This is a genomic window from Saccharopolyspora sp. NPDC050642, from assembly GCF_040654735.1.
Lineage (GTDB): Bacteria > Actinomycetota > Actinomycetes > Mycobacteriales > Pseudonocardiaceae > Saccharopolyspora > Saccharopolyspora elongata.
Genome location: NZ_JBFAIN010000010.1, coordinates 75,541 through 90,180, shown reverse-complemented (window position 1 = coordinate 90,180; position 14,640 = coordinate 75,541). Strand labels below are relative to the sequence as shown.

At 69.3% G+C, this 14,640-nt stretch carries 13 protein-coding genes and 1 pseudogene; 9 read left to right on the top strand and 5 right to left on the bottom strand.

Annotated features, from left to right (window positions below):
- The first annotated feature begins 21 nt into the window (after nt 1–21).
- Nucleotides 22–363, top strand: a complete 342-nt coding sequence (locus tag AB0H93_RS17965; protein WP_358573616.1) for a LysM domain-containing protein — start codon at nt 22–24, stop codon at nt 361–363.
- A gap of 79 nt (nt 364–442) precedes the next feature.
- Here AB0H93_RS17965 and AB0H93_RS17960 read toward each other — a convergent pair whose 3' ends face one another.
- The 4 genes and pseudogenes from AB0H93_RS17960 to AB0H93_RS17945 form a co-directional block, all read right to left on the bottom strand.
- Nucleotides 443–1,825, bottom strand: a complete 1,383-nt coding sequence (locus AB0H93_RS17960; RefSeq protein ID WP_358573614.1) for an MFS transporter — start codon at nt 1,823–1,825, stop codon at nt 443–445.
- Between the two features lie 530 nt (nt 1,826–2,355).
- Nucleotides 2,356–2,475, bottom strand: a pseudogene (locus tag AB0H93_RS17955) (electron transfer flavoprotein subunit beta); the annotation flags it as partial.
- A gap of 120 nt (nt 2,476–2,595) precedes the next feature.
- Entirely contained in the window at nt 2,596–3,360 is a 765-nt protein-coding gene (locus AB0H93_RS17950; RefSeq protein WP_358573612.1) for an OB-fold domain-containing protein, read from the bottom strand.
- A 186-nt stretch (nt 3,361–3,546) separates the two neighbouring features.
- Nucleotides 3,547–5,214: a class I adenylate-forming enzyme family protein gene (locus tag AB0H93_RS17945; RefSeq protein WP_358573609.1), complete on the bottom strand. Its 1,668-nt coding sequence runs from the start codon at nt 5,212–5,214 to the stop codon at nt 3,547–3,549.
- A gap of 138 nt (nt 5,215–5,352) precedes the next feature.
- Here AB0H93_RS17945 and AB0H93_RS17940 point away from each other — a divergent pair, with 138 nt between their 5' ends.
- The 6 genes from AB0H93_RS17940 to AB0H93_RS17915 are packed head-to-tail and all read left to right on the top strand — an operon-like array spanning nt 5,353 to nt 10,653.
- Nucleotides 5,353–6,540, top strand: coding sequence for a lipid-transfer protein (locus AB0H93_RS17940; protein ID WP_358573607.1), 1,188 nt, complete (start codon nt 5,353–5,355; stop codon nt 6,538–6,540).
- The gene (locus AB0H93_RS17935) at nt 6,537–7,766 is read left to right on the top strand and encodes an acyl-CoA dehydrogenase family protein (protein ID WP_358573605.1); all 1,230 of its coding nucleotides are present in this window, start codon (nt 6,537–6,539) and stop codon (nt 7,764–7,766) included. Before AB0H93_RS17940 ends, AB0H93_RS17935 begins: the two co-directional genes overlap by 4 nt.
- Nucleotides 7,766–8,662: an SDR family NAD(P)-dependent oxidoreductase gene (locus tag AB0H93_RS17930; RefSeq protein ID WP_358573603.1), complete on the top strand. Its 897-nt coding sequence runs from the start codon at nt 7,766–7,768 to the stop codon at nt 8,660–8,662. Before AB0H93_RS17935 ends, AB0H93_RS17930 begins: the two co-directional genes overlap by 1 nt.
- Nucleotides 8,550–9,074: a MaoC family dehydratase N-terminal domain-containing protein gene (locus AB0H93_RS17925; protein WP_358573601.1), complete on the top strand. Its 525-nt coding sequence runs from the start codon at nt 8,550–8,552 to the stop codon at nt 9,072–9,074. Before AB0H93_RS17930 ends, AB0H93_RS17925 begins: the two co-directional genes overlap by 113 nt.
- Nucleotides 9,071–9,493 (top strand): MaoC/PaaZ C-terminal domain-containing protein, encoded by a 423-nt coding sequence (locus AB0H93_RS17920; protein ID WP_358573598.1) that lies wholly within the window; start codon nt 9,071–9,073, stop codon nt 9,491–9,493. The genes AB0H93_RS17925 and AB0H93_RS17920 overlap by 4 nt, the downstream gene beginning before the upstream one ends.
- Complete coding sequence (locus tag AB0H93_RS17915; protein ID WP_358573596.1) at nt 9,490–10,653, top strand: acyl-CoA dehydrogenase family protein; 1,164 nt, start codon at nt 9,490–9,492, stop codon at nt 10,651–10,653. Before AB0H93_RS17920 ends, AB0H93_RS17915 begins: the two co-directional genes overlap by 4 nt.
- A 7-nt stretch (nt 10,654–10,660) precedes the next feature.
- On the opposite strand, the gene AB0H93_RS17910 is transcribed toward AB0H93_RS17915, so the two are convergent.
- On the bottom strand, nt 10,661–11,854 hold the full coding sequence (locus AB0H93_RS17910; protein ID WP_358573594.1) for a CaiB/BaiF CoA-transferase family protein: 1,194 nt from the start codon (nt 11,852–11,854) through the stop codon (nt 10,661–10,663).
- 81 nt (nt 11,855–11,935) lie between these two features.
- Between AB0H93_RS17910 and AB0H93_RS17905 the strand changes: the two genes are divergently transcribed.
- Both AB0H93_RS17905 and AB0H93_RS17900 read left to right on the top strand, forming a co-directional pair.
- A complete protein-coding gene (locus AB0H93_RS17905; protein WP_358573592.1) occupies nt 11,936–13,087 on the top strand; it encodes an acyl-CoA dehydrogenase family protein in 1,152 nt (383 codons plus the stop codon).
- A 179-nt stretch (nt 13,088–13,266) separates the two neighbouring features.
- Nucleotides 13,267–14,463: a TetR family transcriptional regulator gene (locus tag AB0H93_RS17900; RefSeq protein WP_358573590.1), complete on the top strand. Its 1,197-nt coding sequence runs from the start codon at nt 13,267–13,269 to the stop codon at nt 14,461–14,463.
- Nucleotides 14,464–14,640: the final 177 nt, after the last annotated feature.

The window sequence follows — 14,640 nt, the reverse complement described above, 5'->3', positions numbered from 1 at the left end:
TAACCACGAGGAGGCTGAGCAATGACGAACTGCAACACCTACACGGTGCAGGAGGGCGACACGCTCTCCGAGATCGGCGAATGGTTCCACGTTCCATGGAAGGAACTCCAGCGCATCAACAACATAGAGAACCCGAACCTCATCTTCCCCGGCCAAGCGCTGCGCCTGTCGAAGAACGCGAACGTGTGCAAGACCTACACCGTGCGGGACGGGGACACGCTCTCCGAGATCGGTGAGCGGAACCACGTGAAGTGGCAGCGCCTGGGGTACTACAACCACATCGCCAATCCGGACGTCATCCACATCGGGCAGACGATCTGCATTCCGCTCCCGAGAGGCGCATCGACGGCCGAGGCGGAGTGAACGGCTGCAACCTCGTCGGCCGGCGACATCGCCGCACGTGCACCGCCGGCCGACCGCGTGAAGTACCGAATACGGGAGATCAGCTGCCCTTCCTGGCCGTCGATCCCGCGTTCGGGGACCGAGAGCAGGTCGTCGAGCCGGGAACCCTGGGGGTCGTGCGCGCAGCCACTGCACATCGTCTCCCCCCTGGGGCGCTGTGGGGCGGGTGGCGTCGGCTCGCGCGGCCGGACGGTCGCCGTGGGTCGAGGTCGTAGGGGCGACGAGCCGCGAGGGCGGCGAAGAGGAGCTGCAGGAGGCAGAAGAACAGGAGGGCGGCGAGCGCCCAGTCAACGGTGCCGGTGATATCGCGGAGGGTGCCGGTGAGGGCGGGGCCGACCGCAGCGAGCAGGTAGCCATAGCCCTGGGCCATCGCGGACAGCCGGGTCGTTTCGTCGTCTCCGGTGGTGTGCGCGGGTATGGCGGCGAGGGCGGGGGCGAGGGCGGCCATGCCCACGCCGAGCAGCGCCGCCCACAGGAAGGGAGCGGTGGTCGCAGCGACGAGGAGTCCCAGCAGACCGAGACCTCCGCTGCAGGTGGTCAGCACCATCCACATGCCGATGCGCGTGGTGCTGCGGTAGCAGGACGCGGTGATGACCACGGAGGCGACGATGCTGACCACGAGACTGCCAGCACTGAGAGCGCCGGCCTGAACGGCGCTGGCTCCGGTGGCTCGTAGGAGGACCGGCTGCCAGGACAGCAGGGAAAGGGCTTGCAGCGACTGCAGACCCATGAACAGGGTCAGGTACCAGGCCCGAGCGCTTCTGAGGAGAGAGCGGCGCCGGCGGGGCGTATGTGGTGGGGGTGCGGCGTGCGTCGTTCGGGCCAGTGACAGCGGTATCCAGAGGAAGAGTGCGGCCGCGACGGGGAGGATCCAGATCCCCAGTCCCGTGCGCCATCCGAGGATGGTGGTCAGCCAGGGAGTGATCGCGGTCGCCGTGGCCGCTCCGACTCCGATCATGCTGGCCGACAATGTCGTGAGCGCGGCGGTGCGCAGGCCACCGATCTGTCGGCAGACGGCGGGTAAGAGGACTTGCAGGCCTCCGATCGCGCAGCAGGCCAGGATGGTTCCTGCGAGCAAGAGCCACTGTCCGTGGGTGATGCGCACTGCTTGGCCGGCGAGCAGGATGCCGAGGAACACCACGACGCTGGTCTGCGTGCCGCTGCGGCGGCGAAGGGGCGGCACGAGGAGTGTCGTCGCGGCGATGCAGAGGCAGGGCAGTGCTGTGAGGATCGCCACCGCCGTCGTGCTGAGACCCAGCGTCGTGCGGATCTCGGGCAATGCCGCGCCGACCGCGGTCACCGCGATGCGAGCGTTGAACGCGGCCAGCGCGAGTGCCGCGACCGCCAGGACTTGCCACCATATCGGGCGCACCCGAGGTTCGGCGACGGTGGGGATCGGCAGTGTCCGCTCGTTGGCGGACACGGTGGAAGAGGACATGCGCCCCTATGCCTAGGCTGATGGCTGGATGTGCCGGCGCGAGATGTTTGCTGCGCCGGGTGCGGTGGCGAAGAGCTGGTCGGCTCTCGGCTCAAGATCATCATAGGGCTGCCGGTACGAGCGCCTGCCCCGGCCCGACTCCACTGTGGAGGCCCGCTGCGCCGTCGGGTAGGTGGGTGATGATCAGCCCGGTCCGCTCATTCCGCCTCTGCGGTCTCGCTTGAGCACCACGACGTGCAGGTGTGGTTCCCTGAAGCTGGGAGGAAACCCCGAACCGGCGATTCGTCCCCATGGCCCTGACGCGAGCGCTGGAGGTCTCGGGCGCCAGGTGGGGCCGCCTGGTAACACGGTTCGCAGACAGTCCCTGACGCGAAGAGCTTGATTCGCTGGTCGCGGACGCGACATCTCGGATCTGCGATGTCGCGGCAGATGTCGTGGTGTCCGACTTGGCTGCACAGACAGGCGCAGAGCATGGTCGTCCACCTTTCGTTTTATCGTTTTGTGACTTCCTGAGCGCCGATCACCTTCGCCAACGCCCGCGCGGTCGACGGCGCGTCCGTGCAGTGCAACGCCTCGTCCGAGAGGTGCCCCGCCTTGTCCGCACCCATCGACAACGCCTTGCGAATCGCATCCGTGGGCGCTTCGACCTCAGTTCTGCGCACTTGTTCGGGGCCCGCTGCCGCCACGGCGTTCCCGTGACCGTGGCGACAGCGGGCTGCTTCTGCAGGACGGCCAGCGACGTTGGAGCGGAGCCGCTAGCCGCCCTGCGGGTCATCGACGGACGAAGCGGGGCAATGCCGCTTCTGCTCGGTTTCGTGGAAGACCACCTCGACGGGATCGCCGATCGCGACATCGTCCGGGTTGCAGTCGACGATGTTGGTCAGCAAGCGCGGGCCTTCTTCGAGTTCCACGTAGGCGAGCATGTACGGACCCACGCCTCGGTAGCCCTGGCCACGGCGGACCACGGTGAAGCTGTAGATCATTCCCCGGCCGGATGCCGGGAACCACGTGGTCGCGGTGCTGGAGCATGCCGGGCAGACCTGCCTCGGGTACCAGATCACGGCTTCGCGGGAATCGCACCGCTTGAGCAGCAACTCGTGCCGGGTGGTGGCTTCCCAGAACGGCTTGGTCTCCGGATTGACCGCCGGAACCGGTGCGGGAAGTGAACTCATGCGTCCTGCCTCCCGAGGATCAGCGTGCTGCCCGAACGCGACGTGGCACTTGCCCGCGGCGATGGCCGTTGCGGCATGACCGACGTGGGCGAGGTAGGACGATCCACCGGTCTCAGTCGAGTCCATGTAGGACAATCGCAGGCCGAGGTGGTCGGCCATCGAGATCGCACCGAAGCCGGGTGCGTCACCCGCGCAGAAGTACCCGTCGACGTCGGCCATGGTGAGACCGGCATCGGCCACCGCCCCGAGGGCCACCTCGGCGTGGACCTGGGCCAACGACTTGTCGGGGATCTCCCGCAGTGGGTGCTCGTAGGCACCGGCGATCAGTGCCGCTCCCTTGATGCTCAAGTTGATCGGGTTTCCTTCCTGGAGGAGGGCGGACGCGGTTCCGGCTTCGCCTGGAGTCGGAAATCAAGTCGTCGCCTGACCGTTTCCTGCCGCATCAGAGCTTCGCGGGTCGCCTGCTCCTTGGAATTTTTCGGGCTCCAGTGCCGACGGTGCCGCTTCGCGTTCGGGTGCCTTTTGGGGCTCCCGTCATGCCAGCTGTCGCCGCAGCTCGCGCTTGAGGACCTTGCCGGTCGGGGTGAGGGGCAGTTCGTCGACGAGCCGGACCTCCCTGATGCGCTGGTATGGCGCGACGCGCTCGGCGACGAAGGCTGCGAGCCGCTCGGCGAGGTCGGGGTCGGGGGCCGGGGTTCGGGGCACGACGAACGCGATCGGGATCTCTCCCACGCCGGGCTGCGGCGCGCCGACGACGGCGCTCTGGGCGACCTCGGGGTGGCTGCCGAGGATCTCTTCCAACTGCACCGGGTACACGTTGTAGCCCTTGTAGATGATCATGTCCTTGCAGCGGCCGACGACGTGGAGGTTGCCGCGGTCGTCGAACCTGCCGAGATCGCCCGTGCGCAGCCAGCCGTCGACGAACTGGGCGGCGGTCTGCTCCGGGGCGTTGTGGTAGCCGTCGGCGATTTGCGGGCCGTGGGCCCATATCTCGCCGGCTTGCCCGGCCGGGACCGGTTCGCCCTCCTCGTCGCGCAGCTCGACGACCGTGTTGGGTGCGGCGATGCCGACGCTGCCCACCGGTGCGGGGGCTGCTCCGGGGCGGGGGTCCTGCATCGTGAGGATCGTGGTCGCTTCGCTGAGTCCGTACACCTCGGTGACCGTGGCGCGTGGGAACGCTTCGGCGATCCGCCGCAGTGTGGTGGTGTCGATCGGGGCTGCGCCGGACATGATGAACCCGACGCTGGAGAGGTCGCGCGTCGCGATGCCGGGGCTGGACAGCAACGCGTGGAACAGTGCGGGTACCCCGAAAATCCTCGTGACGCCGTACTTCTCGATGTGCTCGAGGAACAGCTCCGGTTCGAAGCGGCCCTCGATGATGCAGGTGAATCCCATCAGCGTGCCGGCGAGAAGTCCGACGAGGCCCGCGCCGTGAAACAACGGTGCCACGGCGAGGGCCACGCCCCGGCCGAGCTCCGATCCCGGCGGCACGGTGCCGGCGACCGGGTCGTAGTAGACGCCTCCCGCGGTATCGAGCGCGGGCACTCCGCCGCACCGGGGGTGGCTGGACAGGAAGAGGTTCGCCACGAGGTTGCGGTGCAGGATCCGGACGCCCTTCGACCGGCCGGTGGTTCCGCCGGTGAGCTGGAGGTGGGCCAGGGAATCCGGGTCGAGCGGGTCGGCGTCGAGCGGCTCGTTGGCGAGCAGGCCGGTGAAGGGGATGGTGCCCGCCGGCGGGCCTGCGTTGTCGGGGGCCGGGGCTGCGTGCGTCGGCGGGACGACCACCGTGAGCCGGACGTCCGGGGTGCGGGCTTCGACGGCAGAGGGGGCGAACGCGGGGTGGGTGACGACCGCGGTCGCTCCGAATCCGGCCAGCTGTTCGGCGAGGACGGCGGTGGGCTGCAGCGGGTTCACCGCACATGCTGCTGCCCCGGCTAGCAGCACGCCGCAGTAGGCGACGGGGAACCAGATCGTGTTGGGCAGGTGAAGTGCCACGACGTCGCCGGGCGCGACGCCGTGGCGGCGCAGGCCCTGCGCGACCCGGCGCGCGCGGTCGTACACCTCGGCGTGGGTGAGGGTGGTGTCCCCGTCGCGCAGGGCGATGCGGTCGGGGTATGCGCGGGCAGCGCCTGCGAGCACTGCGTCGAAGGCGACGTCGGGATGCTCCAGGGTCCAGGCCGGTCGCCTCGGCTGCTGCGTCATCGGCTGCTCCTCGTCGTCAAAGGCTGGCGTACGTGAAATGTTGCATCCCTAGGTTTCAAATACAAGAGGCTTGACAAGTGCGACGATGGGATTAAAAGTAAATTGACATTCGCTTAGTTAGGCAAGTTTGGAGGGACGATGGGGCGCAGGGTCCACGTCGCGGGCGTCGGGATGATCCCGTTCACCAAGCCCGGGAAGAGCGACGACTACCACGTGATGGGCGAGCGGGCGGTGCGCGCGGTGCTCGCCGATTCCGGGGTGTCCTACGACCAGGTGCAGCAGGCGTACGTGGGGTACGTGTACGGCGATTCGACGAGCGGCCAGGCGGCGCTGTACCGGGTCGGGATGACCGGCATTCCGGTGGTGAACGTGAACAACAACTGCGCCACCGGATCGACGGCGCTGTGGGCAGCCCGCCAGGCGGTGGACAGCGGTGCTGCGGAGTGCGTGCTCGCGCTCGGCTTCGAGCAGATGCAGCCGGGGGCGTTGCAGCCGAAGTGGACCGACCGGCCGATCCCGACCGAGCGGTTCAGCGACCTGCTCGACGAGCTGCACGGCGTCGACGACACGTTGCCGCGGGCGGCGCAGTTGTTCGGCGGCGCGGGGATCGAGTACGTGAACAAGTACGGAGTGGACCCGTCGCTGTTCGCGAAGATCTCGGTGAAGGCTCGTCAGCATGCGGCGCGCAACCCCTACGCGGTGTTCCGGGAACCGGTGACCGAGCAGCAGGTGCTGGAGTCGCCGAGTCTGTTCGGTCCGGTCACGAGGCTGCAGGCATGTCCGCCCACGTGCGGGGCGGCGGCCGCGATCGTGTGCAGCGCGGAGTTCGCCGCAAAGCGCGGGTTGCGGACCGACGTCGTGATCAAGGCGCAGGCGATGGCCTCGGACCTGCCGTCTTCGTTCGACGACAAGAGCATGATCCAGCTGGTCGGCGCGGTGATGACCAAGCAAGCGGCCGGGAAGGTGTACGAGGAGTCGGGCGTCGACCCGCGGGACATCAAGGTCGTGGAGCTGCACGACTGCTTCACGGTCAACGAGGTGCTCTGCTACGAGAGCCTCGGGTTGGTGGACGAGGGCGAGTCGGAGAAGTTCGTCCAGGACGGGGACAACACCTACGGCGGGCGGGTGGTCGTCAACCCGTCGGGCGGGCTGATGTCGAAGGGGCACCCGCTCGGGGCGACCGGGCTCGCGCAGTGCACCGAGCTGGTGTGGCAGCTGCGCGGGCAGGCCGAAGACCGCCAGGTCGATGGCGTGACGCTCGCGTTGCAGCACAACCTCGGGCTGGGCGGGGTCGGTGTGGTCACGCTGTACGAGAAGGTCTCATGACGCCCTCGCTCGAGGAGTTCCGGGCAGAGGCGGTGGCCTGGCTCCAGGAGCACGCCGAGCGCCGCCAGGTCGGCGAGGAACCGGTGTGGGGCAAGGGTTCTGACAGCGTCTCGGTGTTCCGCGACAGCTCGCCCGAGCAGGAGCGGGCTTGGATCGAGGCGTTGCGCGAGTGGCAGCGCCGCAAATTCGACGCGGGTTATGGGGCGATCTCCTGGCCGGTGGAGTACGGCGGCCGCGCGCTGCCGCAGGAGTACGCGGACACGTTCGCCGATCTGGAGGGCGGGTTCGTCACCCCGGAGCCGCTCGAGGTGGCTTCGATCAGCCTGAACATCGAGGCGCCCGTCGTGCTCACGGTGGGCACGCAGGAGCAGAAGGAGAAGTTCCTGCGCGGGATCCTGCGGGCCGACTTGCTGGTCTGCCAACTGTTCTCGGAGCCGGGAGCCGGGTCCGACCTCGGGTCGATCGCCTTGCGCGCGACACCGGACGGTGGGAGCTGGGTGCTGGACGGGCAGAAGGCGTGGACGTCGGGAGCGCAGTTCGCCGACTACGGCGTCGTGATCGCTCGCACCAGTACCGACCTGCCCCGGCAGCAAGCGATGACCGCGTTCCTCGTCCCGCTGAAGGCGGCAGGTGTGGACGTGCGCCCGCTGCGGCAGATGACGGGCGGCTCGAACTTCAACGAGGTGTTCTTCGACCGGGTCCGGATTCCGGACTCGTTACGCCTCGGCGAGGTGGGCGAGGGCTGGTCGGTCGCGATGACAACGCTGGGATTCGAGCGGGCATCGTCCTCGCGGGGGGCGTTCGGCGCGTTCGACCACTCGGGTCGCCTGGTGCTGCTGGCCAGGCACCTGGGTCGGCACGAGGACCCGGCGATCCGCCGCGCGATCGTCGACCTGTACGCGCGCAACCGGATGCGTGCGCTGAGCGCGCAGCGGGCCGCGGCGCGTCTGCAGGCCGGCGGTGTGCCCGGCCCCGAGGGGTCGATCGCGAAGCTGACGCTGACCAGGGGTTTGCAGCAGGCCGGCGACATCGCCACCGAACTGCTCGGCCCCGCGCTGGTCGCCGACACCGGCGAGTGGGGCACCTACGCCTGGTCGGAGCTGCTCTGCGGGGCGCCGGGTCTGCGGCTGGGCGGGGGCACCGACGAGATCCAGAAGAACACGATCGCGGAGCGGGCGCTGGGCCTGCCCCGAGAACCACGGGTCGAGAAGAAAGCGGGAAGCTGATGGGAATTCTGGACGGACGAGTCGCGGTGATCACCGGAGCCGGTGGTGGCCTCGGCCGCGAGCACGCGCTGCTGTTCGCCGCGGAAGGGGCGAAGGTCGTCGTCAACGACCTGACCGGCGCGAAGGACGTCGTCGAAGAGATCGAGCAGGCCGGCGGGAAGGCCGTCGCCGTCGAGGGCAGCGTCGCCGAGATGTCGGTGGGGGAGGAGCTGATCTCCACGGCGGTGGACGCGTTCGGCGACCTGCACGTCGTCGTCAACAACGCCGGCGTCATCCGCGACGCGATGCTGTGGAACATGACCGAGGACCAGTTCGACACGGTGACCTCGGTGCACCTCAAGGGCGCCTTCTCGGTTGCCTCACCCGCGGCGCGGTACTGGCGGGCGCAGAGCAAGAAGGGCGAGACCACCGACCGGTCGCTGATCAACACCAGCTCCGGCTCCGGCGTCTACGGCAACGCGGGCCAGTGGAACTACTCCGCCGCCAAGGCGGGGCTGGCGATCCAGGCCGTGGTCGGGGCGGCCGAGTTGGGCCGCTACGGGGCGCGGGCCAACGCGATCTGCCCGGTCGCACGCACCACCCCGGTGATCGCGACGCCCGGGCTCGGCGAGGCCGTGCGCGCGCCTGAGAACCCGGACGAGTTCGACCGCTACCACCCCAAGCACATCGCCCCGCTGGTCAGCTACCTGGCCAGCGCGGGTTGTCCCTTCACCGGGCAGGCCTTCACCGTCTACGGCGGGCACGTCGGCCTGCTCACCGGGTGGGCGCACGGACACGCGATCGATGCCGAGTTCCAGTGGACACCGCAGCAGCTGGCGGAGGAGATGGGCGCGGACTCGTTCCCGAAGTCGATCCCGGTCAACCGCAACCGGATCAAGCGAGTGGGGGCGGCATGAGCTACGAGATGCCGATCGATCGGAGCAAGGTCCGGAGTTCGCCCGCGCGGTGAAGTCGGAGCACCCGGCGCACGACGGCCCGTCCCCGACGATCCCGCCGACGATGCTGACCAGCGCCCGGATGATCTGGGAGCCGGCCGAGCAGTCCGGATTCGCCAAGCTGGGCTTCGACCGGCGGCGGATCCTGCACGGCGAGGAGGAGTACGTCTTCTTCGGCCCGCCGCCGCGGGCCGGTCAGAACCTGACCGCCGAGACGAAGATCGTCAACCGGTACGAGAAGCCCGGCAAACGCGGCGGGAGCATGAAGTTCGCCGTGCTCGTCACCGAGTTCCGGGATGAGAGCGGCCGGTTGGTCGCCCAGCAGAACAGCACGGTCCTGGAGACCGCGCGTCCGCCGAAGGAGGAGGCATGACCGCCCAGAGCACTGTCGTGCCCGAGGCCGGCCAGGAAGCGCCGCCGCGGGTCTTCCCGTCGCTGACCCGTACCGATTTCGTCAAGTACCAGGGCGCCTCGGGCGATTTCCACCCGCTGCACCACGACGAGATCTACGCCCGGGAGAGCGGCTTTCCCAGCGTGTTCTCCGTCGGCATGCTCCAGGCCGGGATGCTCGCCACCTACGTGACCGACTGGTTGGGGGTGGAGGAGATCCGCCGGTTCAAGGTCCGGTTCGTCGAGCAGATGTGGCCGGGGGACGAGCTGCACTGCTCGGCGAAGGTCACCGCGGTATCGCCGGAACCGGGCGGAGGGACCAGGGTCGTCGCAGAGCTTCGCGCCCTGCGCCAGAACGGCAGCCCGGCGCTGACCGGCGAAGCCGAGTTCGTGCTGCCATGACCACGACCGGTTGCCAGACCACGGACTGGCTGCACAGCGACGAGCAGGAGGAGCTGCAGCGCACCGTGCGCCGGTTCCTGCAGAACACGTGCCCGACCACCGAGGTCCGCCGAATCATGGAGACCGACCTCGGCCACGACCCCGCGGTGTGGGCGAGGATGGCTGACGAGCTCGGCCTGCAGGGGCTGATGATCCCGGAGGAGTACGGCGGAGTCGGGCTCGGGGCGGTCGAGCTGGCACTGGTCATGGAGGAGATGGGGCGGGCCCTGCTGCCCGCCCCGTTCCTCGCCAGCTCCGTCCTCGCCGCCGGCGCACTGCTCGCCTCGGACGACGAGGCGGCAAAGCGGAACCTTCTCCCCGGCATCGCGTCGGGGCGCAGTATCGCGACCGTCGCCCCCGTCGACGACCGCGGCGGCTGGGGCCCGGACGGCGCGCGCATCCAGGCGCGCCGCCGCGGGTCGGGTTTCGCGCTCGACGGGGTCGTGACGTTCGTGCTCGACGGGCACGTCGCCGACCTCGTCCTGGTGCCGGCTCGCACCGACAACGGCGTGTCGCTGTTCGCCGTGACGGCCGACGGGCCCGGTGTGACTCGGACCAGGTCGACCACATTGGACAGGACGCGTCCGCAGGCGCGGATCGAGCTGGCCGGCACCCCGGCCTCGCTCATCGGCGTTGAGGGCACCGCCACGTCCTGGCTCGCTCGGGCCGTGGACCGGGCGGCGGTCGCCCTGGCCGCCGAGCAAATCGGGGGCGCGCGGCACTGCTTGGAGGCGAGCATCGGCTACGCAAAGGAGCGGGTGCAGTTCGGCCGGCCCATCGGCTCGTTCCAGGCGGTCAAGCACGCACTGGCCGACCTGTTCATCGAGATCGAGCTGGCTTCGGCGGCCGTCCAGCACGCGGCATGGGCCGCTGAGCACGCATCCGGCGAGCTGCCCGCCGCCGCGGCGCTGGCCAAGGCCTACGCATCGGATGCCTACTGGCACACGGCGGTCGCGAACGTGCACGTGCACGGCGGTATCGGGTTCACCTGGGAACACGACGCGCACCTGTACTTCAAGCGCGCCAAGTCGTCCCAGGTGCAACTCGGGGAACCGGCGGTGCTGCGAGAGCGGCTGGCCCGGGAGATCGGGCTGGCCGCCTTCGCAGGTACCGCGAGGTGAGTCCCGGTCAGCACTCCGGCGGGGTCGTCAGGACGATCTCGCCGGAGTGCAGCCGGGTGATCTCGTCCGGTTCGTACCCCACCTCCGCGAGCACTTCGGCGGTGTGGGTGCCGAGGCCGGGCGCGGGGCGAACCGGTGGTGCGGGCGCGTCGCGGTAGCGCGGTGCGGGAGCGGGCTGGCAGCGACCGGCGACGTCGATGTAGGTGCCCCGGGCGGCGTTGTGCGGGTGTGATGTCGCCTCGGTGAGCGTCAGGACCGGGGCGGTGCAGGCGCCGCGGCCCGCGAACCGCGCCGTCCACTCGTCACGGGTGCGAGCGGCGAGCACGGCGGCGATCCGTTCGGCCATGGCGGGCCAGGCGGCGCGGTCGTGCTGCGCCGCGAAGAGCGGGTCCTCGGCGAGCCCGAGCACGTCGAGCAGGTTGGCGTAGAACTCGGGCTCGACGGCGCCGACCGCGAGGTGGCCGCCGTCGGCGCAGCGGTACGTCCGGTAGTACGGCGCCCCGCCGTCGAGGAGGTTCGTGCCCCGCTCTTCACGCCACGCCCCACGGGAGATGAGTTCGAGGACCGGTCCGAGTTGCAGGGCGGTGCCATCGACCATCGCGGCGTCGACGACCTGGCCGCGGCCGGTCCGAGCGGCGTTCAGAAGGGCCGATGTGAGGCCGAGCGCGAGCAACATGCCACCACCTCCCATGTCGGCGATGAGGTTGAGCGGGACGACCGGGTCGCCGCCTGCCGGCCCGATCGCACCGAGTGCGCCCGCGACGGCGATGTAGTCGATGTCGTGCCCGACTTCTTCGGAGAGCGGCCCGTCCTGCCCCCAACCCGTCATGCGGGCGTAGACCAGGCGGGGGTTGTGCGCCAGGCACTGGTCGGGGCCGAGCCCGAGTCGCTCCGCCACGCCGGGCCGGAAGCCCTCGACCACGGCGTCGGCGGAGCCGATGAGGCGCAGCGCGACCGCCACGCCTTCGGGGCGCTTGAGGTCGACCGCGACGGATCGGCGGTTGCGCAGGAGGGTGGCGGGATTGGCCAGGCCGCGGGATGCCGGCGGGTCCAGTCGGATGACGTCGGCGCCGTGGTCGGCGAGCAGCATTGCGCCGAACGGCGCAGGACCGATCCCGCCGAGTTCGACGACGCGGATGCCGGCGAGCAGACCGCTCGGCGTCGTCGCCGCATCCCCGGTGTTGAATCTATGTTTTCCCATAGATGAAGACGTTAGCACTTGACACCTGCTGCATTGATGATGAAAGTAAATATATATTCGCCTCGAATCGGGAGTTGAGACATGGAGCGAACGGTCTACGACGAGAGCCACGAGTCGTTCCGCAAGGTGATCAGGGAGTTCAACGAGAAGGAGGTAGTGCCCGTCTTCGCGGAGTGGGAGAAGGCGGGCGCGGTCCCCCGGGATTTCTTCCGCCGGCTCGGCGAACTGGGCGTCCTCGGCTTCGACGTCCCGGAGGAGTACGGCGGGCCCGGCCCGACCAGCTTCAAGTACCAGGCGGTCATCAGCGAGGAGATGGCCCGGGCAGGAGTGGCCTGGGGCCACTACGGCGTCAACACCGGAATCGTCCTGCCCTACCTGTTGCGCCTGGCCACCGAGGAGCAGAAGAAGCGGTGGCTGCCCGGGATCGTCAGCGGCGACCTGCTGCTCTCGATCGCGATGACCGAGCCGGGCACCGGCTCCGACCTGGCCGGGATCCGAACCGTCGCCCGTCGTGACGGCGACGAGTACGTCATCGACGGAGCCAAGACCTTCATCACCGGCGCCACGTTGTCCGAACTCATCGTCACCGTCTGCCGCACCTCACCGCCGACGCCCACGGACCGGCGCGCCGGGCTCTCCCTGATCGTTGTCGAGCGCACTCGGGAAGGCTTCGACGTCAGCCGCACCCTCGACAAGATCGGGATGAAGGCCAGCGACACCTGCGAGCTGTCGTACACCGGCGTCCGGGTGCCGGCGGCGAACCTGCTGGGCGAGGAGGGGCAGGCGTTCCGCCACTTGACGGCGAACCTGCCCCGGGAGCGGCTCTCGATCGGGGTGAACGCGACGAGCATGGCGACCGCCGCGCTGCGGCACACGCTCGCCTACGTCACCGACCGCACGGTGTTCGGCAAGCCTCTCGCGTCGTTCCAGAACACCAAGTTCGTGCTCGCCGAGTGCGCAGCCGAGGTCGAGGCCGCACAAGCGCTCGTCGACAAGGGGCTCGAACTCGACGATGCGGGAACCCTCGTCCCCGCGGATGCCGCGAAGATCAAGCTGATCGGCACCGAGACCGCGGGTCGCGTGATCGACAAGTGCCTCCAGCTGCACGGCGGCTACGGCTACGTCCTCGAGTACCCGATCGCGCGGCTCTACGCCGACACCCGCGTCACGCGCATCTTCGGCGGCACGAGCGAGGTCATGAAGACGATCATCGCCAGGTCGCTCGGACTCTGAACCGCCCGGCCGCCCGCGGCGCAATTCCGGTTCACCGTCGAAGAGAACTCCGATGTCGGTCGATCGCACCGCATCACCGCCCATGCTCCGCCGGGACAGCGCGCGGATCAGGGCACGCCCACCTACCTGACCGGTGGGTATGCTGGGCAGGCTGTGGCACACGGGTTGGGAGAGAGATGGTGGCGAGCGCGGAAAGCGGCGGGGCGCGCCCGGCCCGCCGTCCCCGGGACCGCAAGGAGCAGATCGTCCTCGCCGCTGCCACGCTGTTCCGGGAGAAGGGTTTCCACAACGTCGCCCTGGCCGATGTGGCGGGTGCCGTCGGGATCACGGCAGGGGCGCTCTACCGGCACTTCCGCGGCAAGGAGGAGCTGCTCCTGCACGCCGTGCTCAACGGCATCGAGACAACGGATGCGATGGTCCGATCCTCGGCCGGCATCGAGGATCTCATCCAGCGCGCCGGCAGGGCCGCGATCGAGCGCCGCGGGCTCGCCGCGCTGTGGCAGCGAGAAGCCCGCCACCTCGACGACGACAATCGGGCGGACCTGCGCAAGCGGACCCGGGCCACGGCTGATCGGCTCGTCGACCTGGTCGCTGCGGACCGGCCCGACCTCGCCCACCCCGACCAGGAAGTCATCGCATACGCGCTGCTAGCGGTGTTCGTGAGCTTCGGGATGCACCGCATCACCGTCTCGAAGCGCGAGTTCGAGCGGATTCACCGCACGGTGTCGCTCACCATCGCGCGATGCGCATTCCCCACCGAGATCCCACCCGTGCTGCCGGCGCGCCCCGCCGAGCAGGGCGCCGGCGTCGGGCTGCCCCGACGCGAACTGCTGCTGGCCGAGGCCACCCGCCTGTTCGACGAGCGCGGCTTCCAGTCGGTCAACATGGCTGACATCGGAGCCGCAGCCGGAATCGCCGGCTCGACGGTCTACAAGCACTTCCCCAGCAAGAACGACCTGCTCAGCGCCGCCCTGATGCGGGGCAGCGAGCGAATGCACGGCGGGATGGCCCGCGCTCTCGCCGACGGCAGCACCCCACGGGAGACCCTCGACCTGCTCCTGCGCTCGCACATCGACTTCGCGCTGGAGCACAGCAGGTTGATCGGAATCCTGGTCAGCGAGCGCGAGGAACTGCCGGACAAGGAACGGCTCGCCTCCTACCGGGCGCAGCGCGACTACTTCGCGGTCTGGGCGAAACTGCTCACCGAGGTCCAGCCGAACCTCTCGGCGCCGGTCACGAAGATGATCATCGACACCGTGTTCGCCGTCGTGAACAGCCTCGCCCGCATCCGCAGGCTCGCCGAACGCCCCGAGCTGCGCTCCCGCCTGATCGACCTGACCTCGGCGTTGCTGTACCTGCCGGTCACCGTCGACTGACCGACCTATGTGGACGACTTCGTTGAGTTGGTCTCCATTCGGCTGGTTTTCGTTGACATGTGGGGAGAAATCCTGTCCGCGGTAGATGCTGCGGACCGGTGAAAGATTCGATAGAGGTCCAGGAAGCCGTGACCGAGCCGGCAACCGGCTTGGGCGCCAGAACTCGGCTTCACCACC